Below are 17,434 nucleotides of genomic sequence, written 5' to 3'. Positions count from 1 at the left end.
TTTTTCACCCCCCTGAGCTACGGGACCGTCCGGTGCGAAGCCGGCCGGAGCGCAGGAGACACCGTCCTCGGTTCGTAACCCAGAAGGCTCTTATCCCCCGGCGGTTGTGCATCAAACGAACAACAATGTCTGACGACGGGGAGCTAAAACCTCCCGCGGGAATGGACGACACCCACATCGGCGCGGGCGTCTTTGACGAGACGATGGGGCCGGGGTCGTCGTTTGCGCACCTTTATCGGGGTGAGATACACCGGATGAAATCGTGGCGGGAGCGGCTGGACCGGACCAGTAACTGGGCGATCACGCTGATGGCCGGGATTCTGACGTGGTCGTTTTCCGCACAAACGCATCCGCACTACATCATCCTGCTCGGAGTGGTGACGCTGAGCATCTTCCTCAGTATCGAGGCGCGTCGCTTCCGCGCGTACGACATCTGGCGCTCTCGGGTTCGGCTGATTCAGCAGAACGTCTGGGCGTACGCGCTCGACCCGGACGGCGGCGTCCTCGACGAGAACTGGCGGGAGAAACTCGGGGAGGACTACCGCACACCGAACATGAAAATCCCCTTCGAGGAGGCGCTGGCTCACCGGCTCCGGCGGGTGTACCTGCCGCTGTTCCTCGTGATGCTCGCCGCGTGGGTCATCCAGTTGACGACGTACACGGACGGGACGACCCTCGTCGGGAGCGCCGGCATCGGCGGCGTCCCCGGAAACATCATCGTCGCGTTCGTCGCCGGGTTCTACGCGACGCTACTCGGCATCTCGTTCCGCCCGCGGGAGTGGCACGTCAACGGCGAACTCATCCCGAGCGACGTGACGGGGTGGGAGGAGTCGGAGTACGGCGGGTCGTAGCGCCGCAATTCGAAATGGTTTTTTCGCTCCTGCGCGTCTGTCGAATCGCGCCGCCTTAGCTCAGACTGGGAGAGCACTCGACTGAAGATCGAGCTGTCCCCGGTTCAAATCCGGGAGGCGGCATATTCTGAGATTCTGAGCGGAGCGAAGAATCGAAGAAACGACGCCGGACTGATTTGAACCAGCGAGCAACTCGGAGAGTTGCGAGCGAGGTTCAAATCCGGGAGGCGACTCTATTTTCAGACCGAAGGTGAGAGCCGAAACACCACCTACGCCCGCGCTTCGTCGAGCCACGCGGGTTCTTCGACGGTCGTCGAGCCGACGCCCGTGAGCGAGTACTCCCACGACCCGCTCACCTCGGACCCGTCGTCCATCCGCCCCGAGAACGACCACGATTCGTGGCGCGAGAGGCCGTCTTCGTCGACGAGGGCGACGTACTCGAAGCTCGTGACCTCCAGATTTCCGGGCTCGCCCTGCGCCGCGGCCGACCCGGCGAGAATCAGCGCCTCGTTCGCGGCCGACAGTTCGTAGCGTTCGACGGACGCGCCGTCGAACGTCTCGGTGCCGGCGAACGTCAGGTCGTCGTCAGCGCCGTACGCGCGGGCCTGCGAGAGCGCGATGGCGGTGGCGAGAACCTCCGTCGACCCCTCGTACGAGGTGTACGTGGCCTCGTCGTCGCCGCCGACGCGGACGTACGTCACGCCGTCGGCGACGTACTGCTCGACGCCGCCCGCGTCGGACTGGCCGTCGGTCGTCGAGGTCGTGCGACTGTACGACCGTTCGGCGTCGAGGTCGGCGGCAAACTCGCGGGTGACCGCGGTTTCGACGCCGTCCGCGTCGACGCCGGTGTACGACCAACTGACGGTGAAACTCCCGGCGTCGCGGAGCAGGCGCTCGGGGTCGCTCAGTTCGAAGTCGTCGCCGTCGCTCGACGCGCCGGTGTCCGCGCTGCCGCCGCCGTCGGTGGGGGTATCGGTGTCGTCGGCGTCGGCGGCCGGGGCGACATCCGCGCCGCCGGCGCACCCGGCGAGAAGCACGAGGACTGCGATAAGTAAGACGGGTATGCGGTTGGAGTACACGACGACGATACGACGAGGAGAATCTTAAGTAGGCACAGCGAACCGCGTCGTTCGGCGCTGTCGACGGCGGGTACGGGACAAGAGCCGCGCGAGCGCGGCGCTCAGACGGGGTGACGCTCAGGCGGTCACCGACGCCGACTGCGCCACGTCGCGGTGCGAGACGCGGACCTCGACGCCCGACGGGGTGACGGAGACGGTCACGTCGTCGACGGTGCGTTCGTATTCGGCGGTGTGAGTTCCGGACCGAGAGATGCGCAGGCGCTTCGAGAGGAGGCCGGCGTCCACAAGCGGGTCGAGCTTTCGGTAGGTGGTCGAAAGCGGGAGGTCGCACGCCTCGGAGAGTTCGCTCGCAGAGCGGGCGATACCGTCGGTCGCGTCGAGGATGCGCCGGCAGTCGTCGTCTTCGAGAAGCGAAAACAGCGCGTCGACCTCGTCGTGGTCGTCGACGACGCGGGGTTCGGAGGCGGCCGTTGCAGAGCGGAAATCGAACGGGAGCGAAGCCTGACTCATACTGTTGTAGAACCGGCGAACGGGGACCAACTGACAACCCCGATAGCGTGGGACGTTTATATACTCCCCCGGCGGACTCGGGTGGCGAGGGGGCCGGCGGCGACGGCGGCGGGTCGCTATCCTTCTTCGAGCACGTCGCCGAGCAGTTTCGTCAGGGCGGCGGCGAGATGTTCCGAGAACGTCGATTGGTTGATGTCGAGTTCGGCGGCGACCTCGGTCGCGTTGGCCCCGCGCGGGCGCTCGAAGTAACCCATGTCGTAGGCGGTCTGGAGGACTTCGAGTTGGCGGGTGGTGAGCTTCCCGCGGTCGACGAAGACGCTATCGCCGGGGGCGTCGCCGGTGGGCGAGCGCACGAGGCGCTTGATGTCGAGGCCGGGGAAGCGGTCGCGAAGCTCACCGATGACGGCCTGTAACTGCTCGTAGTCGGCGGCGTGGAAGACGAGCGTCAGACTGCCGCGCTGGGCGAAGTAGCGGTCGACCGGACAGCCGAACTCCCCGAGGCACTCGCAGGGACAGTCGGCGCTCCCGTCGTGAGTGTAGCGGTAGAGGTGCTTCGAACCGTAGGAGAAGATGGGTTCGAGCGCGGACGCGTCCGGCGGGTCGTCGGCCTCAAGGACGAACTCGGAGACGCTCACCTCGCCGGGGGTGGAGACGACGCTGGTCGAGACGGAATCGACGACGGAGTCCGTCGAGTGGGCGACCGAGGCGACGGGGCAGACCGACGGCGAGTCGAACTCGACCGTGGCGCGAATACCGGCGGGCATGAGGTTACGAGCGGGCGAGTCGCGGTTCGCCGCGGGACGCGCTGACCGCCGCAGCGACGACCGCCGCAGCGACGACCGTCGCGACAGGGGCCGCCTCGGAGGCGACGACCGCGGACATTACTGGTCGGACTCCGCGGCGTCCAGTTCGACGGCGCGCCCGCCCAGCGTCTCGGGGTCGAGTTCGAACAGTTGGATGTCGAGGTCGCGCTTCGTCTCGCCCCAGATTTCGAACAGCGGACGCTTTGCCTTGCCGTACTGGACGATTCGTTCGACGGTCAGCTCGTCGGGGTCGACGCGTTCGAGCGTCCCCTCGGCGATGATGCTCCGATAGCTCCCGTCGTTCGACTCGTGGACGACGAGTCGGGCCCGCGGCGACGACGTGAGGAACTGCCGTTTTTCGCTTTCGGGTGTGGAGACGAGTCGGAGATAGAACCGACCGCTCTCGCCGTCGTAGCCGTAGGAGATGGGAATCGCGTATGGTTCGTCCGCCTTCGCGAGCGAGAGGACGCCCGTCTCGTGACGGGACAGGACCTCGCGTATCTCGTCGGGCGAGAGTTCGGTCTGTTGGTCCAGAGACATCGGTTCGTACCACCAGACTCGCGGCCGACGTAATTACTGTTACTTCTCGGCACGCCCGAGAGAGTCGAGTCGGGTGATATCGGCGGACTCGGTCGCGACTCGGTCACGGGCGCGCGCTCAGGTAGTCGAGAAGGCGTCGGCCGTGAGCGCGGCGCTGCAGACGACACAGCCGTTTTCGAGGAGGGCGTCGCGCATGGAGTCGTTGACCAGCATGGACTCCGCACACTCCGGGCAGACGAATGTGTAGTCCGCGCTGTCGCTCATGTGGTTCGTAGTACGCGTGGCACACGTATATGTAGCCTACTGTTTTTCGGGTGCCGGGGACGCGGCGAGGCGAGCGCCCCGACCGAGCGCGGGTTCGGTCGCGGGTGCGACCGAAAAGCGAGACTCACGCGGGACATGGGTCGAAGGCGTCATCCGAGACGGGGCTTCCGCAGATGGGACAGCCGCGTTCGAGGACCGCGGCGCGCATCCCGCCGTTGACGGCGAAGCCCTCGCCGCACTGCGAACACGTGAACTCGTAGTCGTCCGTCGTCGTCGTCGCGCTCATCAGTCCACCTCCGGCGAGGCGAGCGCCGTCTCGGTTCGCTCCGTCCGCCGCGCGGCGGTGCGCGTCGCGGTCATCGCGACCGGCCCTCCGCGCCGTCTTCGCCGCCGTCGGTGGCGACCTGCCGGAACGCGAGCGACACGCCGGCGTCGTCGAACGAAAACGAGAGCGTGTCGAAGTTGGTCGCGAACTCCCGCGGGTGGTGCGTCGCCGTCTGGACCCGCAGTCGCTCGTCGAGGAGCGACGCCTCGGTCAGCAGGTCGAGCTTCCGGTAGACCGTCGACAGCGGCACGTCACAGAGTTCGGCGCACTCCTGTGCGGTTCTCGGAGCCTCGTCGCAGGCGGCGAGGATTCGCCGGCTGTCGCCGTCGCTGAGCGCCGAGAGGGCACTCGACGGGTCAGAGAGGACGTGGCTGCGGCGCGAGTTTCGGGTCAACGACTGTTCGACGGCGGAGACAGATGACGTGTTCATACTTCGATAGACGACCGACAGCGGGAGGTATCTCCGCCCGCGCTATCCGGGGAGGTTTAAGTACTCGACCCGTCGCAGGCTTCGAGTCGGGCCAGTCTGCGGCGCACCGCGGGGTTCGAACTCAGCGCTCACGCGCGCCGGCGCTGAAGCCCTGTCCGGGAGTCGATGCGAAGCTCCCAGCCGAGGATATCCTGCATCGGCTCCGTCTCCGAGAACAGGGTCGGATACCACGCGTTGTCTTCGAGCGCGTCGCGGACGCGGTCCCAGTCGCCGTCGTCGACCTGGTGGAGTTCGCCGTCGACGACGACGCTCTCCCACTGGTCCCGCGACGGGGCGTTCCAGACGGTGAAGCTCGCGCGGGCGGTCCGCTCCGCGAACTCGGCCTTCTTCGAGGACTCGCCGGGGCGGAGGAAGACGAAGTAGAGCCGCCCTCGGTCGGCGTCGTAGCCGAACGAGAGGGGAATCCCGTAGGCGACGCCGTCGTCCGCGAGCGAGAGGACGCCGACGCCCTCCTCGCGGAGCAGGCGGTCTATCTCCTCGGCAGGCATCTCGATGCGGTTGTGTTGGGCGAAGTCAGGGGCCATGGGAGATATACGCACGGAGAGACCATAAGCCTGCCAGCGAACTGACCCGTCTAACCAGCGTCCCCCGACGCGGCGACGCGGGGCTTATCCCCGGCGACGACGAACCGCGGGACGACACCCGGATGACGGTGAACACACTCCACCGGCCGACGCACCGCGACGCCCTCGTCCACCTCGAAGCCGCCTTCGAGCGCGGCGACATGGTGACGATATTCGGGCGGTGCACGGTCGATTACGACGGCCGCGCGACGAGCGAACTCGGCCCCGGCGACCGGCTCGTCGTCCTGAAGCCGGACGGCTCGATTCTGGTCCACACCGACGAAAAGCGGACGCCTGTCAACTGGCAGCCGCCGGGCTGTACCCACTCCGCGAGCGTCCGCGACGGCCGGCTTCGGGTCAGAAGCACGCGCACGACCCCCGACGAGCGCCTCGACGTACAGTTCGAGCGCGTCGAGCAGTGTTCGGCCTACGCCGTGAACGACCGGAGCGACCTCGAACTCGTCGGCAGCGAGGAGGACCTACGTCAGCACATCCTCACGGACCCCGATGTCCTCGAACCGGGGTTCGAGCCGCTCGAAACCGAGCGACAGAGCGACGCGGGCGCTATCGACATCTTCGGCGAGGACGCAGAGGGCGTTCCGGTCGTCGTGGAGTTGAAACGGCGGCGCGTCGGTCCCTCGGCGGCGAGTCAGCTTCGCCGGTACGTCGACGCGCTCCACCGCGAGTTCGGTGACGACGAGCCGATTCGCGGCGTCCTCGTCGCGCCCTCGGTGACCGAGCGAGCGGGCGATATGCTCGACCGCGAGGGGCTCGAGTTCGTCGCGCTCGACCCCGAGACGGGCGAACCGCCGGTCGATGACGAGAAAGCCGACGGCGACGACGCCTAATCAGTCCAGCCCGGCGGCGGCGACGAAGTTCTCGACGGTTCGAGCGGCCGTCACGCCGCTGAAGTCGCGGTCGGCGTCGGCGTCGGGCCAGCCGAAGTCGTCGACGATGCGGTCGAGGAGGGCGGCCGTGAACTCGGGGTGGTACTGGACCGTCCAGACGGGCGCGTCCTCGTGGCGGGTGGCGAGGTGGTCGTAGTAGTCCGCGGAGGCGACGGTCTCCATGCGGTCGCCGGGGGCGACGACGTAGTCGCCGTGAACCATCGGGATGCGTCCGGAGACGCCGTCGAACAGCGGGTCGTCGTCGAGGGTCACATCGGTGATACCGCGGCGTTGGTCGCCGGCTTCGACCGTGCCGCCGAGGGCGTCGTTGACGAGTTGGTGGCCGAAACAGACGCCGAGCGTGGGCAGTTCGCGGGCGACGAGGTCGCGGGCGAGCAGGCGCGCGTCGTCGAGCCACGGTCGCTCGTCGGCCTCGTAAACGCCCGCGGTGCTCCCGGTGAGAACGACGGCGTCGACGTTCGAGAGCGTCGGGAGGCCGTCGTCGGGAAGCGAGTGAACGGTCCCCTCGCGGCCGTCGAGGGCGAGGTCAGCGAGCGCGTCGGTGAAGTACGCGGGGCCGTCCGCAGGCATACAGTCGCAGACGAGCAGCATGGGCAGAACCGTGGCGGCGGCGGCGCATAAGACTGTCTCCCGGCCGGGACGAGCGGTCCCTGCGACGAACCGGCGTGCGAGGGGCTGACACGACTGCGGCGGGCGAATGAAGCTTCGAAGCGTTTTTAGCCCGCCTGACCCTTCGGTTTCACAAGTAACCATGTCAGACAAACCCGCCTCTATGTACCGGGAGATTACGAACCCGGCGTACACCCGACGCGAGTACATCACGGGTATCCCCGGTTCGAAGATTGCACAGCACAACATGGGCGACCTGCAGGCCGACCCCGAGGACTACCCCGTCCAGATCAGCCTGAAGGTCGAAGAGGAAGTGCAGATTCGTCACGGGTCGCTCGAATCCGCGCGTCTGTCTGCCAACCGCCTCATGCTCAAGCACGCGGGCGAAAAGCAGTACAAGATGATTCTGCGCAAGTTCCCGCACCACGTCATCCGCGAGAACAAGCAGGCGACCGGCGCGGGTGCGGACCGTGTCTCCGACGGGATGCGCCAGTCGTTCGGGAAGGTCGTCGGGACCGCCGCTCGCATCCCCAAGGGCGAGACGGTGTTCACCATCTACTGCGACGTCGAGGACGCCGAAACGGCGAAGGACGCCTTCCGCCGCGCGTACAACAAGATGTCGCCGCCGTGCCGCATCGTCGTCGACCGCGGCGAAGAGCTGCTCGTCGCGTAAGTTCGCGTCGGCGCGTCGGCGCGTGCTCGGAACGTGCCTCGCCTCGAACCCACCATTTTTGCCCCGGGACCCCGCCTCGTAGCGTATGCTTCGGTTGGCGGTCACCACCTCCAGCGAGACGTTCGAGCGAATGCGCGACCCGCTCGGGGACCGCGGCATCGACGTGGCACACCTCCGCGCCAAGGAGTTCGCGCTCGACCTCTCGACGCCGCCGGCCGAGTCGTTCGACGTGGGCTTCGTCTATCCCACGCGGCCGATGGAAGGCGGCGTCGTCACCGCCAGACACGACATCCCGTGGGTGAACACGCGCGAGGACGTGCTCACCTCGCGGAACAAGGCGGGCGTCATCGCGGCGCTCGAACGCGCCGGCCTACCGGTCCCGCAGAGCGTCTGCGTCTCGAACCCGGCGGACGAGTCGGACCTGCTCGACGCCGTCGAGTCGGCGGGCCTCGACTACCCCGTCGTCGTCAAGCCGAACTCCACGACGCGGGGTGTCGGCATCGCCAAGGCCCACGACCCGGACTCCCTTTCGGGCCACGCGGACGTGCTGAGCCTCGTCCACGACTTCCGAGCGACCGGCGACAAGTCGTTCCTGATTCAGGAGTGGCTCCCGGACGCGCGGGACTACCGGGCGATGGTGCTCGACGGCGAGGTCGTCGGCGCGGTCGAGCGCCGCCTGTCCGACGGCGCGCGCGACGGCGGGCGCTGGAAGCACAACGTCCACCGCGGCGCGGAGGCGGTCGGGGTGACCCTCCCGAAACGCCACCGCGAACTCGTCGAGTCGGTCGCCGACGAACTGGGCATCCGCTATCTCGGAGTCGACCTGCTCGAATCCGACGGGCGGGTCGTCGTCTCGGAGACGAACGCCCGGCCGACCATCGACGACGACGCGAAGTACGACGCCGACTTTTTTGACCGACTGGCGGCGCTCATAGAGCGGGTCGCAAAGAAGTCCTGAACGGGCCGTAGCGAAGCCGAGTCGTTACTCGACGTCGATGGCGGCGGAGTCCTCGGCGCGGTCGAACGTGACCTGCAGGACGCCGTTGTTGAAGGTGGCCGACGCGGAGTGTTCGTCGACGCGGGCCGGGAGGCGGATACGTTCGTCGTACTCGCGGCGGTCACCGGCGGCGCTGATAGTCAGCGTCTCACCGTCGCACTTGAGGTCGATGGCGTCTTTGTCGACGCCCGGGAGGTCCGCGACGAGTCGGAGTGTAGAGCCCTCATCGTACACGTCGATGTGGGTCTCGGAGGCGAATCCGGCGTCGCCTCCGGTCATGTCGTTCATCATCCGTTCGATTTCGTCGAAGATGTTGTCGAACGGGTCGTCGCGGTCGTCTCTGACCATGAAGGCCGCTATGAAATCGGAGGATAAAACGTTTCTGCCTGTGACAGCCATCTGCCAGCGAATCGCCAGGATTCGGCCGCGAGCGACCGTCTACAACCTGACCACTCGCCCCCGAGCGGGCGTGTCAATCGCCGCCCGAGTCTGACCGGTTATGTTCGTTTCTGTCTGGATTGTGATTGTGAATGAAAGGTAACGTTCGATTAGACCGTATTCACCGAAACAGATATACACCTGCAACTGGGATATTGATATGGATACTACTCGAACATGAGTGAAAAATCCTACCTCAGCGCGGGCGAGAACGTGGACGAATCGGACGTGGTGCGGGTGGCACTCAACGGCTTCGGCCGCATCGGCCGGAACATCTTCCGTGCCGTCCTCGACAACCCGAAGGTCGAACTGGTCGCCATCAACGACGTCATGGACTTCGACGACATGGCGTACCTCGCGAAGTACGACTCCGTCATGGGCCGACTCGACGGCGTCGAGCGCGACGGCGACTCGCTGTCCATCGGCGGTACCTCGGTGAGCCTCTACAACGTCCAGTCCCCCGCGGAGCTTCCGTGGGGCGAACTCGACGTGGACGTGGCGCTCGAATGTACGGGCATCTTCCGCACGAAGGAAGACGCCTCCGCACACCTCGAAGCGGGCGCGGAGAAGGTCGTCATCTCCGCGCCGCCGAAGGGCGACGAGCCGGTCAAGCAGATCGTCTACGGCGTCAACCACGACGAGTATGACGGCGAGGACATCATCTCGAACGCCTCCTGTACGACCAACTCCGTCACGCCGGTCGCGAAGGTGCTCGACGAGGAGTTCGGCATCGAAAACGGTCTCCTGACGACCGTTCACGCCTACACGGGCAGCCAGAACCTCATCGACAGCCCCCACGCGAAGCAGCGCCGCGGGCGCGCCGCCGCCGAGAACATCGTCCCGACGACGACCGGCGCGGCGCAGGCGGCCACCCAGATTCTGCCCCAGCTCGACGGCAAGCTCGACGGCATGGCGATTCGCGTCCCCGTGCCGAACGGCTCGCTCACCGAGCTCGTCGTCCGCCTCGAAGACAAGCCCTCCGTCGAGGAGATTAACGACGCCTTCCGCGCCGCGGCCGACTCCGGCCCGCTCGCGGGCGTCCTCGGCTACACCGACGACGAGGTCACCTCGCGTGACATCCTCGGTCTGCCGTTCTCCAGCACCGTCGACCTCAACACGACGAACCAGGTCAACGACGGCGGCCTCTACAAGATTCTGACGTGGTACGACAACGAGTACGGCTTCTCCAACCGGATGCTCGACGTCGCCCACTTCGTCACGCACCAGTAGACGCCGCCGCGAATCGCCCGCGGTTTCAGCGCGAGCTACCCACCACTAAGTACTCCCTCCACGTTCTTCCACCCGATGTTCAAGACCCTCGACGACCTCGACCCGGAGCAGCGCGTACTCGTCCGACTCGACCTCAATTCGCCGGTCGAAGACGGCGAGGTCCAAGACAACCGACGGTTCGACCGCCACGCGGAGACCGTCCGCGAACTCGCCGAGGCCGGCCACCGCGTCGTCCTCATGGCCCATCAGGGCCGCCCCGGCGGCGACGACTTCGTCTCGCTCGAACAGCACGCGGACATCCTCGCCTCGCACATCGACCGCGACGTGGGGTTCGTCGCTGACACCTACGGCGACGACGCCATCGCCGCCATCGACGCGCTCGAAGCCGGCGACGTGCTCCTCCTCGAAAACACGCGGATGTGCGACGAGGAGCTTCCCGAAGAGGACCCGGAAATTAAGGCCGACACCGAGTTCGTCCGGACCCTCGCCGAGCACGTCGACGCCTACGTCAACGACGCCTACTCGGCGGCCCACCGCTCGCACGCCTCGCTGGTCGGCTTCCCGCTCGTACTCCCCGCCTACGCGGGCCGCGTGATGCAGACCGAGTACGAGGCGAACTCCTCCATCGCCACCCGCGAGTTCGACGGGCAGGTGACGATGGTCGTCGGCGGGACGAAAGCCACCGACGTCATCGACGTGATGAACAACCTCGGCGACAAGGTCGACCAGTTCCTGCTCGGCGGCATCGCGGGTGAGCTGTTCCTCCGCGCGGCCGGCAACGACGTGGGCTTCGACCTCGAAGGGATGGACTTCTTCGACGACCAGTGGGAGGAAAACCGCGAGACCATCGAGTCGCTTCTCGACGAGCGCGGCGACCAGATTAAACTCGCCGTCGACCTCGCCTACGAGGACGAAACCGACGACCGCGGCGAAATCGCGGTCGCCAACATCACCGAGAAGGACCGCGCCTACCTCGACGTGGGCTCGATGACGGTCGACGAGTACGACCCCATCATCCGCGACTCCGAGGCCGTCTTCGTGAAGGGCGCGCTCGGCCTGTTCGAAGACGAGCGCTTCGCGGTCGGTACGACCGGCGTCCTCCGCGCCATCGCCGAGACCGACTGCTTCTCCGTCGTCGGCGGCGGCGACACCTCCCGCGCCATCGAGATGTACGGCATGGACGAAGGCGACTTCGGCCACGTCTCCATCGCCGGCGGCGCGTACATCCGCGCGCTGACCGGCGCGCCGCTGGCCGGCGTCGAGGCGCTGAAGCAGGACTGAAGCCGCGTAGCGTCACCCGTCCCTCTTCTCGGCGAACACGCCGGCCGCGCCATCGACGAGAATCGCGACGCCGCCCGCGAAGACCAACAGCGTGAGGAGTCCGCCGACGGCGTTGTCGTCGGGGAAATTCCCCGAGGCGCGAACCGCCAGCGTCCACCCGGCGCTGAACGCCGCGTAACCCGCCATCGCCGCGCCGATGACGACGTTCGTTCCGCCGCCGAGCGTCACGCTGAGCGCCGGCGACCCGACTTCCCCGGCGTCGTCGGCGGTCTCGTCGGAGCCGTCCGTCTCGCTCGCGTCGCCGTCGGAGCCGTCTCGTTCTGACACGCCCCGAACGGGGACCGCGCGGGACATAAGTGTCACCCAACGTTGATAGCCGACGCCGCCGAACCGACTCCCATGAAACTCGGCGTCGTCTCCGACACGCACGACAACCTCGACCACGTCGAAGCCGCGGTCTCGCACTTCGAATCGGAGGGCGTTGACGCGGTCGTCCACTGCGGCGACATCGTCGCGCCCTTCTCGGCCGCGCCGTTCGACGCGGACTTCGACTTCCACGCCGTCCGCGGCAACAACGACGGCGAGTGGGCGCTCCGCGAGGCGGTCGAGTCGTTCGGTACCTACCACGGCGACTTCGCGCACCTGACGCTCGACGGCCAAGAGATAGCGGTGTACCACGGCACGGAAGCCGGACTGGTGGACGCGCTCGTCGACTCGGGGACGTACGACTTCGTCCTGCGCGGCCACACCCACGAGCGGGTGGTCGAACACCGCGGGAAGACGACGCACATCAATCCCGGCGGCCTGCCGATTCCCGGCGCGGACGACGCGTTCCACGTCGCAATCGTTGACCTCGACACCGGGAACGTGGCGTCGCGGTCGCTCTGAGGGAGCGAAGCGAGTGGGTGAAAAACCGCAGCCGCACCGAACCACACCGCACCGAACTGAACAGACGATTCGCCGTTAGTCGTCGGCGAACTCCGCGCGCGCCTGCTCAGAGAACCCAGAAGGGTCGCCGGAGATGCCGATGCCGAGCGTCCGGTCGGTGAGCGCCATGCTGTCCTGTTGGTCTTCGAGGTCGAACATCGCGCGGATGGCGTCGACGTTCTCGGGAATCACGTCGGACTGCTGGTGGATGGCCTGGAACAGGTAGAGGTCGCGGCCGTTGACGCCGATGGACTCGCCCCACACGCAGTTTTCCCACATGTCGCCGCGCGGGCGGCCCGCGTCGAGCGCGAAGTCCATGAGCTTGCCCGCGCCGTCGATGCCCATCCCCTCCGGGATGACGTAGACGCGGTTCTCGCCTTCGAGCAGTTGGCGGACGTGCGCGCCGGTCACGTCGTCTTCGAGCGTGACGTTGAGCGCGTGGACGTGCATCAGCGTCGCCGGCACCTTCAGACCGAGCGTGTCGATTTCGAGGCCGGGGAAGATGGTCTTCACGTCGGGGCCGTGGTGCGACGGAATCTCGATTGGGTTCGGCAGGATGTCGTTTATCGGCCCGCGGGAGTTCTGGCCGGGGTCGCCGCCGCGGCGGACGAGCGTCGCCCGAACCTTCTCGACGCCGTACTCGGCTTCGAGCGGCGCGATGATGCGCGAGAGGCCGGTCGTGTTACAGGAGACGACGCGGACGTAGTCGGCGTCGCGGGCGGCGTCGAAGTTGGCCCGCGCGTTGAAGCTCACGTCGGCCACGTCGGCGTCTTCGCCGCCCTGGAAGATGGCGGGCGTGTGGTGCGTCTCGTACAGTTCGCGGTTCTCCGCGCCGATGCCGGACGGCGTGCAGTCGACGATAACGTCGGCCTCGGCGACCAGTTCGTCAACCTCGCCGGCGAGGTCGACGCCGGCCTCGGAAAACAGCGGCGAGCGTTCCGGAATCGCGGCGTACATCGGGTAGCCGCGTTCGCCCGCGGTGTGCGCTTCGAAGTTGGGCTGGGTCTTGGCCACGCCGATGAGTTCCATGTCGGGCTGCGCGTGGACCGCGTCGGCGACGCGCTTTCCGATTGTGCCGTAGCCGTTGACACCCACTCGTATCATGGGAGACAAACGACCGGGCCCGACCATAGTTATTTCGATGGTTAATACTTAGAAATTAACTCTCGGGCGAGTGAGTCCCTCGATTACCTCCGAGGCGAGTGAAACCCCCGATTCGGGGCGACGGGGCGGAAACCGAACGCGAGGGGGCAGATGGGAACGCCTAACAGCGCCGGCGGCGCAGGTGTCCACATGACCGAAGCCGACGCCGACCTCCGCGCCGCCAGCGAGACGGCGGTCCGTCAGTGTCTCGACCTTCAGCCCGACGAGTCGCTCGTCGTCGTCACCGACGACAAGCGCGAGCGCATCGGCGAGGCGCTCTACGAGGTCGCAAGCGAAGTGACCGACGACGCGACCATCGTCCGCTACCCGCCGGGGAACCAACACGGCGAGGAGCCGCCCGCGCCGGTCGCCGCCGCGATGCGGTCCTGCGACGCCTTCCTCGCGCCGACGACGAAGAGCCTGAGCCACACCCGCGCCCGCGGCGACGCCTGCGACGCCGGCGCTCGCGGCGCGACCCTTCCCGGAATCACCGAGGAGGTGTTCGTCACCGGCCTCGACGCCGACTACGACGCCATCTACGACCACAGCGCGGCGATGCTCGACGCCGTCGGCGACGCCGACGAACTCCGCGTCACGACCGAGAAAGGCACGGACATCACGTTCGTCCGCGGGGACCGCGAGTGGCTCGCAGACACCGGCGCAATCGCGGCGTCCGGCTCGTTTTCGAACCTCCCCGCGGGCGAAATCTTCCTCAGCCCCGCGTCCGCGACGGGCACCTACGTCGTCGACGGGACGATGATGCCCCACGGCCGCCTCGACGAGGGCGAGGAACTCCGCTTCGAGGTCGAAGACGGCTACGTCACCGAGATTTCCGACGATGACATCCGCGAGCAGGTCGAGGCCGCGGCGGCGGAAGTCGGGCAGGACGCCTACAACCTCGCCGAAATCGGCATCGGCACCAACGTCGGCGTCACCGACCTCGTCGGCTCCGTCCTGCTCGACGAGAAGGCCGCGGGCACGGTCCACATCGCCATCGGCGACGACGCCGGCATCGGCGGCGACACCGACGCGCCGCTCCACCTCGACGGTATCATCCGCGAGCCGGCGGTGTACGCCGACGGCGAAGAAGTCGACCTGCCGCGGCCCTAAACGGGTGCACGCCGAGACCGCGGCCGGTCGGTCGGCTCGCCCCGTTCGTTGAGCGAGCGTCCTGCCATCGACTCCCACGCCGAGACGGAGAAAGGCGGCTTTTTACGGCCTGATGGGCTAGCGACCCGTATGAGCCTACCCGACGCCGGCGAGCGCGTCCCCCTCTCCTGTCCGACGTGTTCGCCCGACGAACCCACCGTCCACGAGGTGCTGAAGCCCGGCGGTCACTCGACCGTCCGGTGTACCGAATGCAGCCACGTCCACAAGGAGAAAGTCGAGATTCCCGACGAGACCGAGATGAACGTCGTCGTCTCGCAGGACGGCGACTCCGTCTCGACCGAGGTGCCCGTGCCGGTCGGCACGACCATCGAGGTCGGCGACGAGTTCATCGTCGACACGCCGGAAGCGATTCAGCTCGTGCGCATCACGGGCATCGAAGTCGGCCCCGAACAGCGCGCCGACGAGGCCGCGGTCGCGGACGTGAAGACCGTCTGGACCCGCGTCGTCGACAACGTCGCGGTCAACGTCACCATCCACCCGAAGGACGGTAAGCGCGAGGACACCCGGAGCGTCACCGTCAACGTCCCCGGCGACTACGAGTTCGTCGTCGGCGAGACGGAGGCGTTCGGTGACGAAGAGGTCGAAATCGAAGGCCTCGTCGTCCGCTCGGACGCCCCCGAGTACCGCCACGGCAAGCTCGACCACCCCGGCGACATGGTGTACGCGAAGGACGCGAAGCGCGTCTACGCCCGCGACCAGACCTCGACCGCGTGGTCGGCCTGGTAAGGGAACTCCGACGCCGAAACGCCCCGCCCCGCCGACGCCGGACGATACCGCCCGTCCAACGCACGACCTTTTGTCTCCCGACCCGTCGGTGCGACCATGCCTACCCGCGACCGGTCGCAGTCGTCGGTCGAATCGCTCGCGCTCCTGTGGGCCGCCCGCGAGAGCGGCGTCATCGACGCGCTCACGACGAGCGCCGGCACCGCCGAGGCCGTGGCCGACACCGCCGGTATCGACCGCCGAGCCGCCCGCATCGCGGTCGAGGCGCTGGCCGCGATGGGCTTCATCAAGCGCGTCGGCGACGAGTACGAGATAACGAACCGCGCGCTCGGCTTCCTCGCCAAGCGCGACGTGCGCTCCATCGGTCGCCTCCCGCACGCGCTGGACCGATTCTCGCTCTACGCCGACCTCCCGGAGACGATGGCGACCGGCGAGACCCCCGCGTTCCCGGACGACTGGCTCCGGAACCGCCTCGGCGCGCACGACGCCACCGAGGAGTCGGTCGTCCGGGCCTGCGTGACCGCCGCGGTCCGCGCGGCTCCCGACGCGACGCGCGTCCTCGACCTCGGCGGCGCGTCGGGCGTCTTCGCCCGCGAGTTCGTCGCCCGCGGCCGCGACGTGACCCTCGTCGACGACGCGGAAACCGTGGAAGTCGTCCGGCCGCTCCTCTCCCGGGCCGGCGTGGACCTCGTCGCGGGCGACCCGACCGACCCGCCGGTATCGGGGTTCGAACTGGTCTTCGCCGGCGACGCCTTCGCCGGGCGCGACCCGGACGACGCGCGGGCCCTCGTCGCGGGCGCGTTCGACGCCCTCGAACCCGGCGGCGCGGCGGTGTTCGTCGATAGCCTGTACGGCCGGTGTTCGACCGAGGCGACGGCCGAGCGAGCGGTGGACGCGCTCGCGGCCGGTCGCGGCGACCTCCACGACGAGACGACGGTTCGCTCGTGGGTCGAATCGGCCGGATTCGACGGCTGTACGGTCCGAGACGTGCCGGGGACCGACCTCCAGGCGGTCGTTGGCGAGCGTGCGGTTGATTAGGACCGACCTCCGAGGTCGACTATGGACAACTCGGTGCTGCGCGACGACATGGTCGACGGCTTGGAGCACTCGCTCGAGTCGCTCCCGGAGGCCGTCTCCATCGCCATGCGCAGCGTCCCGCGACACGAGTTCGTCACCGACTCGCCGTATCAGAACCGCCCGACCGAGCACCGCGACACGAACACGACCATCCTCGCGCCGACGACGGTCGCGCGCCTGCTCGCCGCGCTCGACCCCCACCCGGACGACGAGGTGCTCGTCGTCGGCGCGGGCGTCGGCTACACCGCCGCGGTCCTCGCTGAAATCGTCGGCGACGCCCGCGTCCACGCGGTCGACATCACGCGCTCGCTCGTCTACGAGGCGCGCGAGAACCTCCAGCGCGCCGGCTACGGCGGCGTCCTCGTGGACTGCCGCGACGGCGCGGAGGGGCTTGCCGACTACGCACCCTTCGACCGCATCCTCGTCGAGGCCTCGGCGGTCCGCCCGCCCGCGCGACTCCTCGCACAGCTCGCTGACGGCGGCCGACTCGTCATGCCGAAGGGCGTCGGCGAGCAGACGCTCGTCGCCGTCGAGGACGGCGAAGTGGCCGAGTCGTTCGGTCCGCTGTCGTTCAAGCCGCTGCTCGTCGACGGCGAACAGACCGGAAGCATCGTCAGAAACCGGACGCGCCGCGAGGACCCCGAGTACGAGGGTCGCGGCTGGCACGCCGGCCACGGCTGGGAACAGGACTGGATAGACTGGGGCGGCAGCGGGTAGACGAGTCGGGCCGAGCTCCCGACGTATCGGCCGACGCGACAGTCACGCTTCTCCGGGGCCGAGAACCGACGGTGCACGATTTAGCCGCCGAACGCGTAGTTAGCACCGGTGAATCA

Annotated in this window: 23 protein-coding genes and 1 tRNA gene; 12 read left to right on the top strand and 12 right to left on the bottom strand. The window is 67.7% G+C overall.

Annotated elements, in window-relative coordinates; all coding sequences use genetic code 11:
- Nucleotides 1-125: 125 nt before the first annotated feature.
- Together ACSR87_RS10060 and ACSR87_RS10055 are read left to right on the top strand one after the other, a co-directional pair.
- The gene (locus ACSR87_RS10060; protein ID WP_008577190.1) at nt 126-851 is read left to right on the top strand and encodes a DUF2270 domain-containing protein; all 726 of its coding nucleotides are present in this window, start codon (nt 126-128) and stop codon (nt 849-851) included.
- Nucleotides 852-900: 49 nt separating this feature from the next.
- Nucleotides 901-974, top strand: a tRNA-Phe gene (locus tag ACSR87_RS10055).
- Between the two features lie 146 nt (nt 975-1,120).
- Here the strand turns inward: ACSR87_RS10055 and ACSR87_RS10050 are convergent.
- The 8 genes from ACSR87_RS10050 to ACSR87_RS10015 form a co-directional block, all read right to left on the bottom strand.
- Nucleotides 1,121-1,930: a DUF7537 family lipoprotein gene (locus ACSR87_RS10050; protein ID WP_498530363.1), complete on the bottom strand. Its 810-nt coding sequence runs from the start codon at nt 1,928-1,930 to the stop codon at nt 1,121-1,123.
- Nucleotides 1,931-2,047: 117 nt separating this feature from the next.
- Nucleotides 2,048-2,440, bottom strand: a complete 393-nt coding sequence (locus tag ACSR87_RS10045; protein WP_004044428.1) for a winged helix-turn-helix domain-containing protein — start codon at nt 2,438-2,440, stop codon at nt 2,048-2,050.
- Nucleotides 2,441-2,556: 116 nt separating this feature from the next.
- Nucleotides 2,557-3,204, bottom strand: a complete 648-nt coding sequence (locus ACSR87_RS10040) for a helix-turn-helix domain-containing protein (RefSeq protein WP_004044429.1) — start codon at nt 3,202-3,204, stop codon at nt 2,557-2,559.
- 117 nt (nt 3,205-3,321) lie between these two features.
- Complete coding sequence (locus ACSR87_RS10035) at nt 3,322-3,783, bottom strand: pyridoxamine 5'-phosphate oxidase family protein (protein WP_008577183.1); 462 nt, start codon at nt 3,781-3,783, stop codon at nt 3,322-3,324.
- A 117-nt stretch (nt 3,784-3,900) separates the two neighbouring features.
- On the bottom strand, nt 3,901-4,047 hold the full coding sequence (locus tag ACSR87_RS10030; RefSeq protein ID WP_498530362.1) for a DUF7560 family zinc ribbon protein: 147 nt from the start codon (nt 4,045-4,047) through the stop codon (nt 3,901-3,903).
- Nucleotides 4,048-4,171: 124 nt separating this feature from the next.
- Entirely contained in the window at nt 4,172-4,333 is a 162-nt protein-coding gene (locus tag ACSR87_RS10025) for a DUF7560 family zinc ribbon protein (protein WP_008577179.1), read from the bottom strand.
- Between the two features lie 70 nt (nt 4,334-4,403).
- A complete protein-coding gene (locus ACSR87_RS10020; protein ID WP_004065264.1) occupies nt 4,404-4,802 on the bottom strand; it encodes a winged helix-turn-helix domain-containing protein in 399 nt (132 codons plus the stop codon).
- Nucleotides 4,803-4,930: 128 nt separating this feature from the next.
- A complete protein-coding gene (locus ACSR87_RS10015) occupies nt 4,931-5,386 on the bottom strand; it encodes a pyridoxamine 5'-phosphate oxidase family protein (protein WP_498530361.1) in 456 nt (151 codons plus the stop codon).
- A 122-nt stretch (nt 5,387-5,508) separates the two neighbouring features.
- Here ACSR87_RS10015 and nucS point away from each other — a divergent pair, with 122 nt between their 5' ends.
- Nucleotides 5,509-6,273, top strand: coding sequence for an endonuclease NucS (nucS, locus tag ACSR87_RS10010; RefSeq protein ID WP_498530360.1), 765 nt, complete (start codon nt 5,509-5,511; stop codon nt 6,271-6,273).
- Here the strand turns inward: nucS and ACSR87_RS10005 are convergent, their stop codons facing one another.
- Entirely contained in the window at nt 6,274-6,924 is a 651-nt protein-coding gene (locus tag ACSR87_RS10005) for a type 1 glutamine amidotransferase (protein WP_498530359.1), read from the bottom strand.
- A 160-nt stretch (nt 6,925-7,084) separates the two neighbouring features.
- Between ACSR87_RS10005 and ACSR87_RS10000 the strand changes: the two genes are divergently transcribed.
- Both ACSR87_RS10000 and ACSR87_RS09995 read left to right on the top strand, forming a co-directional pair.
- Nucleotides 7,085-7,615, top strand: a complete 531-nt coding sequence (locus ACSR87_RS10000; RefSeq protein ID WP_004044437.1) for a 50S ribosomal protein L16 — start codon at nt 7,085-7,087, stop codon at nt 7,613-7,615.
- An 85-nt stretch (nt 7,616-7,700) separates the two neighbouring features.
- Entirely contained in the window at nt 7,701-8,573 is an 873-nt protein-coding gene (locus ACSR87_RS09995) for an ATP-grasp domain-containing protein (protein WP_498530358.1), read from the top strand.
- 24 nt (nt 8,574-8,597) lie between these two features.
- On the opposite strand, the gene ACSR87_RS09990 is transcribed toward ACSR87_RS09995, so the two are convergent.
- On the bottom strand, nt 8,598-8,960 hold the full coding sequence (locus tag ACSR87_RS09990; protein ID WP_004970480.1) for an Hsp20/alpha crystallin family protein: 363 nt from the start codon (nt 8,958-8,960) through the stop codon (nt 8,598-8,600).
- A 267-nt stretch (nt 8,961-9,227) separates the two neighbouring features.
- Between ACSR87_RS09990 and gap the strand changes: the two genes are divergently transcribed.
- Together gap and ACSR87_RS09980 are read left to right on the top strand one after the other, a co-directional pair.
- Entirely contained in the window at nt 9,228-10,280 is a 1,053-nt protein-coding gene (gene gap / locus ACSR87_RS09985; protein WP_498530357.1) for a type I glyceraldehyde-3-phosphate dehydrogenase, read from the top strand.
- A 75-nt stretch (nt 10,281-10,355) separates the two neighbouring features.
- Entirely contained in the window at nt 10,356-11,561 is a 1,206-nt protein-coding gene (locus tag ACSR87_RS09980) for a phosphoglycerate kinase (protein ID WP_498530356.1), read from the top strand.
- A gap of 12 nt (nt 11,562-11,573) precedes the next feature.
- Here the strand turns inward: ACSR87_RS09980 and ACSR87_RS09975 are convergent, their stop codons facing one another.
- Nucleotides 11,574-11,888, bottom strand: coding sequence for a hypothetical protein (locus ACSR87_RS09975; protein WP_498530355.1), 315 nt, complete (start codon nt 11,886-11,888; stop codon nt 11,574-11,576).
- A gap of 72 nt (nt 11,889-11,960) precedes the next feature.
- Here ACSR87_RS09975 and ACSR87_RS09970 point away from each other — a divergent pair, with 72 nt between their 5' ends.
- Nucleotides 11,961-12,449: a metallophosphoesterase gene (locus ACSR87_RS09970; protein WP_498530354.1), complete on the top strand. Its 489-nt coding sequence runs from the start codon at nt 11,961-11,963 to the stop codon at nt 12,447-12,449.
- A gap of 75 nt (nt 12,450-12,524) precedes the next feature.
- Here ACSR87_RS09970 and ACSR87_RS09965 read toward each other — a convergent pair whose 3' ends face one another.
- Entirely contained in the window at nt 12,525-13,592 is a 1,068-nt protein-coding gene (locus tag ACSR87_RS09965) for a type II glyceraldehyde-3-phosphate dehydrogenase (RefSeq protein ID WP_115802147.1), read from the bottom strand.
- A 189-nt stretch (nt 13,593-13,781) separates the two neighbouring features.
- Here ACSR87_RS09965 and ACSR87_RS09960 point away from each other — a divergent pair, with 189 nt between their 5' ends.
- The 4 genes from ACSR87_RS09960 (at nt 13,782) to ACSR87_RS09945 (ending at nt 17,318) form a co-directional block, all read left to right on the top strand.
- A complete protein-coding gene (locus ACSR87_RS09960) occupies nt 13,782-14,741 on the top strand; it encodes an aminopeptidase (protein ID WP_498531055.1) in 960 nt (319 codons plus the stop codon).
- A gap of 129 nt (nt 14,742-14,870) precedes the next feature.
- Nucleotides 14,871-15,527, top strand: a complete 657-nt coding sequence (locus ACSR87_RS09955) for an HVO_0476 family zinc finger protein (protein WP_004065274.1) — start codon at nt 14,871-14,873, stop codon at nt 15,525-15,527.
- Nucleotides 15,528-15,623: 96 nt separating this feature from the next.
- Nucleotides 15,624-16,562 carry a class I SAM-dependent methyltransferase gene (locus tag ACSR87_RS09950; protein WP_498530353.1) on the top strand — a complete coding sequence of 313 codons (939 nt, stop codon included), beginning with the start codon at nt 15,624-15,626 and terminating at the stop codon, nt 16,560-16,562.
- A gap of 21 nt (nt 16,563-16,583) precedes the next feature.
- On the top strand, nt 16,584-17,318 hold the full coding sequence (locus tag ACSR87_RS09945) for a protein-L-isoaspartate O-methyltransferase family protein (protein ID WP_008577155.1): 735 nt from the start codon (nt 16,584-16,586) through the stop codon (nt 17,316-17,318).
- The last annotated feature ends 116 nt before the right edge of the window (nt 17,319-17,434 follow it).

The organism is Haloferax sp. SDI50, assembly GCF_059802635.1.
Note: the sequence above shows the minus strand (reverse complement) of the source record. Positions and strands in the feature narration are given on the sequence as shown.

Coding starts and splice junctions, on each gene's coding strand:
- ACSR87_RS10060 (WP_008577190.1), top strand. CDS start 126: ATGTCTGACGACGGGGAGCTAAAACCTCCCGCGGGAATGGACGACACC.
- ACSR87_RS10045 (WP_004044428.1), bottom strand. CDS start 2,440: ATGAGTCAGGCTTCGCTCCCGTTCGATTTCCGCTCTGCAACGGCCGCC.
- ACSR87_RS10040 (WP_004044429.1), bottom strand. CDS start 3,204: ATGCCCGCCGGTATTCGCGCCACGGTCGAGTTCGACTCGCCGTCGGTC.
- ACSR87_RS10035 (WP_008577183.1), bottom strand. CDS start 3,783: ATGTCTCTGGACCAACAGACCGAACTCTCGCCCGACGAGATACGCGAG.
- ACSR87_RS10030 (WP_498530362.1), bottom strand. CDS start 4,047: ATGAGCGACAGCGCGGACTACACATTCGTCTGCCCGGAGTGTGCGGAG.
- ACSR87_RS10025 (WP_008577179.1), bottom strand. CDS start 4,333: ATGAGCGCGACGACGACGACGGACGACTACGAGTTCACGTGTTCGCAG.
- ACSR87_RS10020 (WP_004065264.1), bottom strand. CDS start 4,802: ATGAACACGTCATCTGTCTCCGCCGTCGAACAGTCGTTGACCCGAAAC.
- ACSR87_RS10015 (WP_498530361.1), bottom strand. CDS start 5,386: ATGGCCCCTGACTTCGCCCAACACAACCGCATCGAGATGCCTGCCGAG.
- nucS (WP_498530360.1), top strand. CDS start 5,509: ATGACGGTGAACACACTCCACCGGCCGACGCACCGCGACGCCCTCGTC.
- ACSR87_RS10005 (WP_498530359.1), bottom strand. CDS start 6,924: ATGCTGCTCGTCTGCGACTGTATGCCTGCGGACGGCCCCGCGTACTTC.
- ACSR87_RS10000 (WP_004044437.1), top strand. CDS start 7,085: ATGTCAGACAAACCCGCCTCTATGTACCGGGAGATTACGAACCCGGCG.
- ACSR87_RS09995 (WP_498530358.1), top strand. CDS start 7,701: ATGCTTCGGTTGGCGGTCACCACCTCCAGCGAGACGTTCGAGCGAATG.
- ACSR87_RS09990 (WP_004970480.1), bottom strand. CDS start 8,960: ATGGTCAGAGACGACCGCGACGACCCGTTCGACAACATCTTCGACGAA.
- gap (WP_498530357.1), top strand. CDS start 9,228: ATGAGTGAAAAATCCTACCTCAGCGCGGGCGAGAACGTGGACGAATCG.
- ACSR87_RS09980 (WP_498530356.1), top strand. CDS start 10,356: ATGTTCAAGACCCTCGACGACCTCGACCCGGAGCAGCGCGTACTCGTC.
- ACSR87_RS09970 (WP_498530354.1), top strand. CDS start 11,961: ATGAAACTCGGCGTCGTCTCCGACACGCACGACAACCTCGACCACGTC.
- ACSR87_RS09965 (WP_115802147.1), bottom strand. CDS start 13,592: ATGATACGAGTGGGTGTCAACGGCTACGGCACAATCGGAAAGCGCGTC.
- ACSR87_RS09960 (WP_498531055.1), top strand. CDS start 13,782: ATGACCGAAGCCGACGCCGACCTCCGCGCCGCCAGCGAGACGGCGGTC.
- ACSR87_RS09955 (WP_004065274.1), top strand. CDS start 14,871: ATGAGCCTACCCGACGCCGGCGAGCGCGTCCCCCTCTCCTGTCCGACG.
- ACSR87_RS09950 (WP_498530353.1), top strand. CDS start 15,624: ATGCCTACCCGCGACCGGTCGCAGTCGTCGGTCGAATCGCTCGCGCTC.
- ACSR87_RS09945 (WP_008577155.1), top strand. CDS start 16,584: ATGGACAACTCGGTGCTGCGCGACGACATGGTCGACGGCTTGGAGCAC.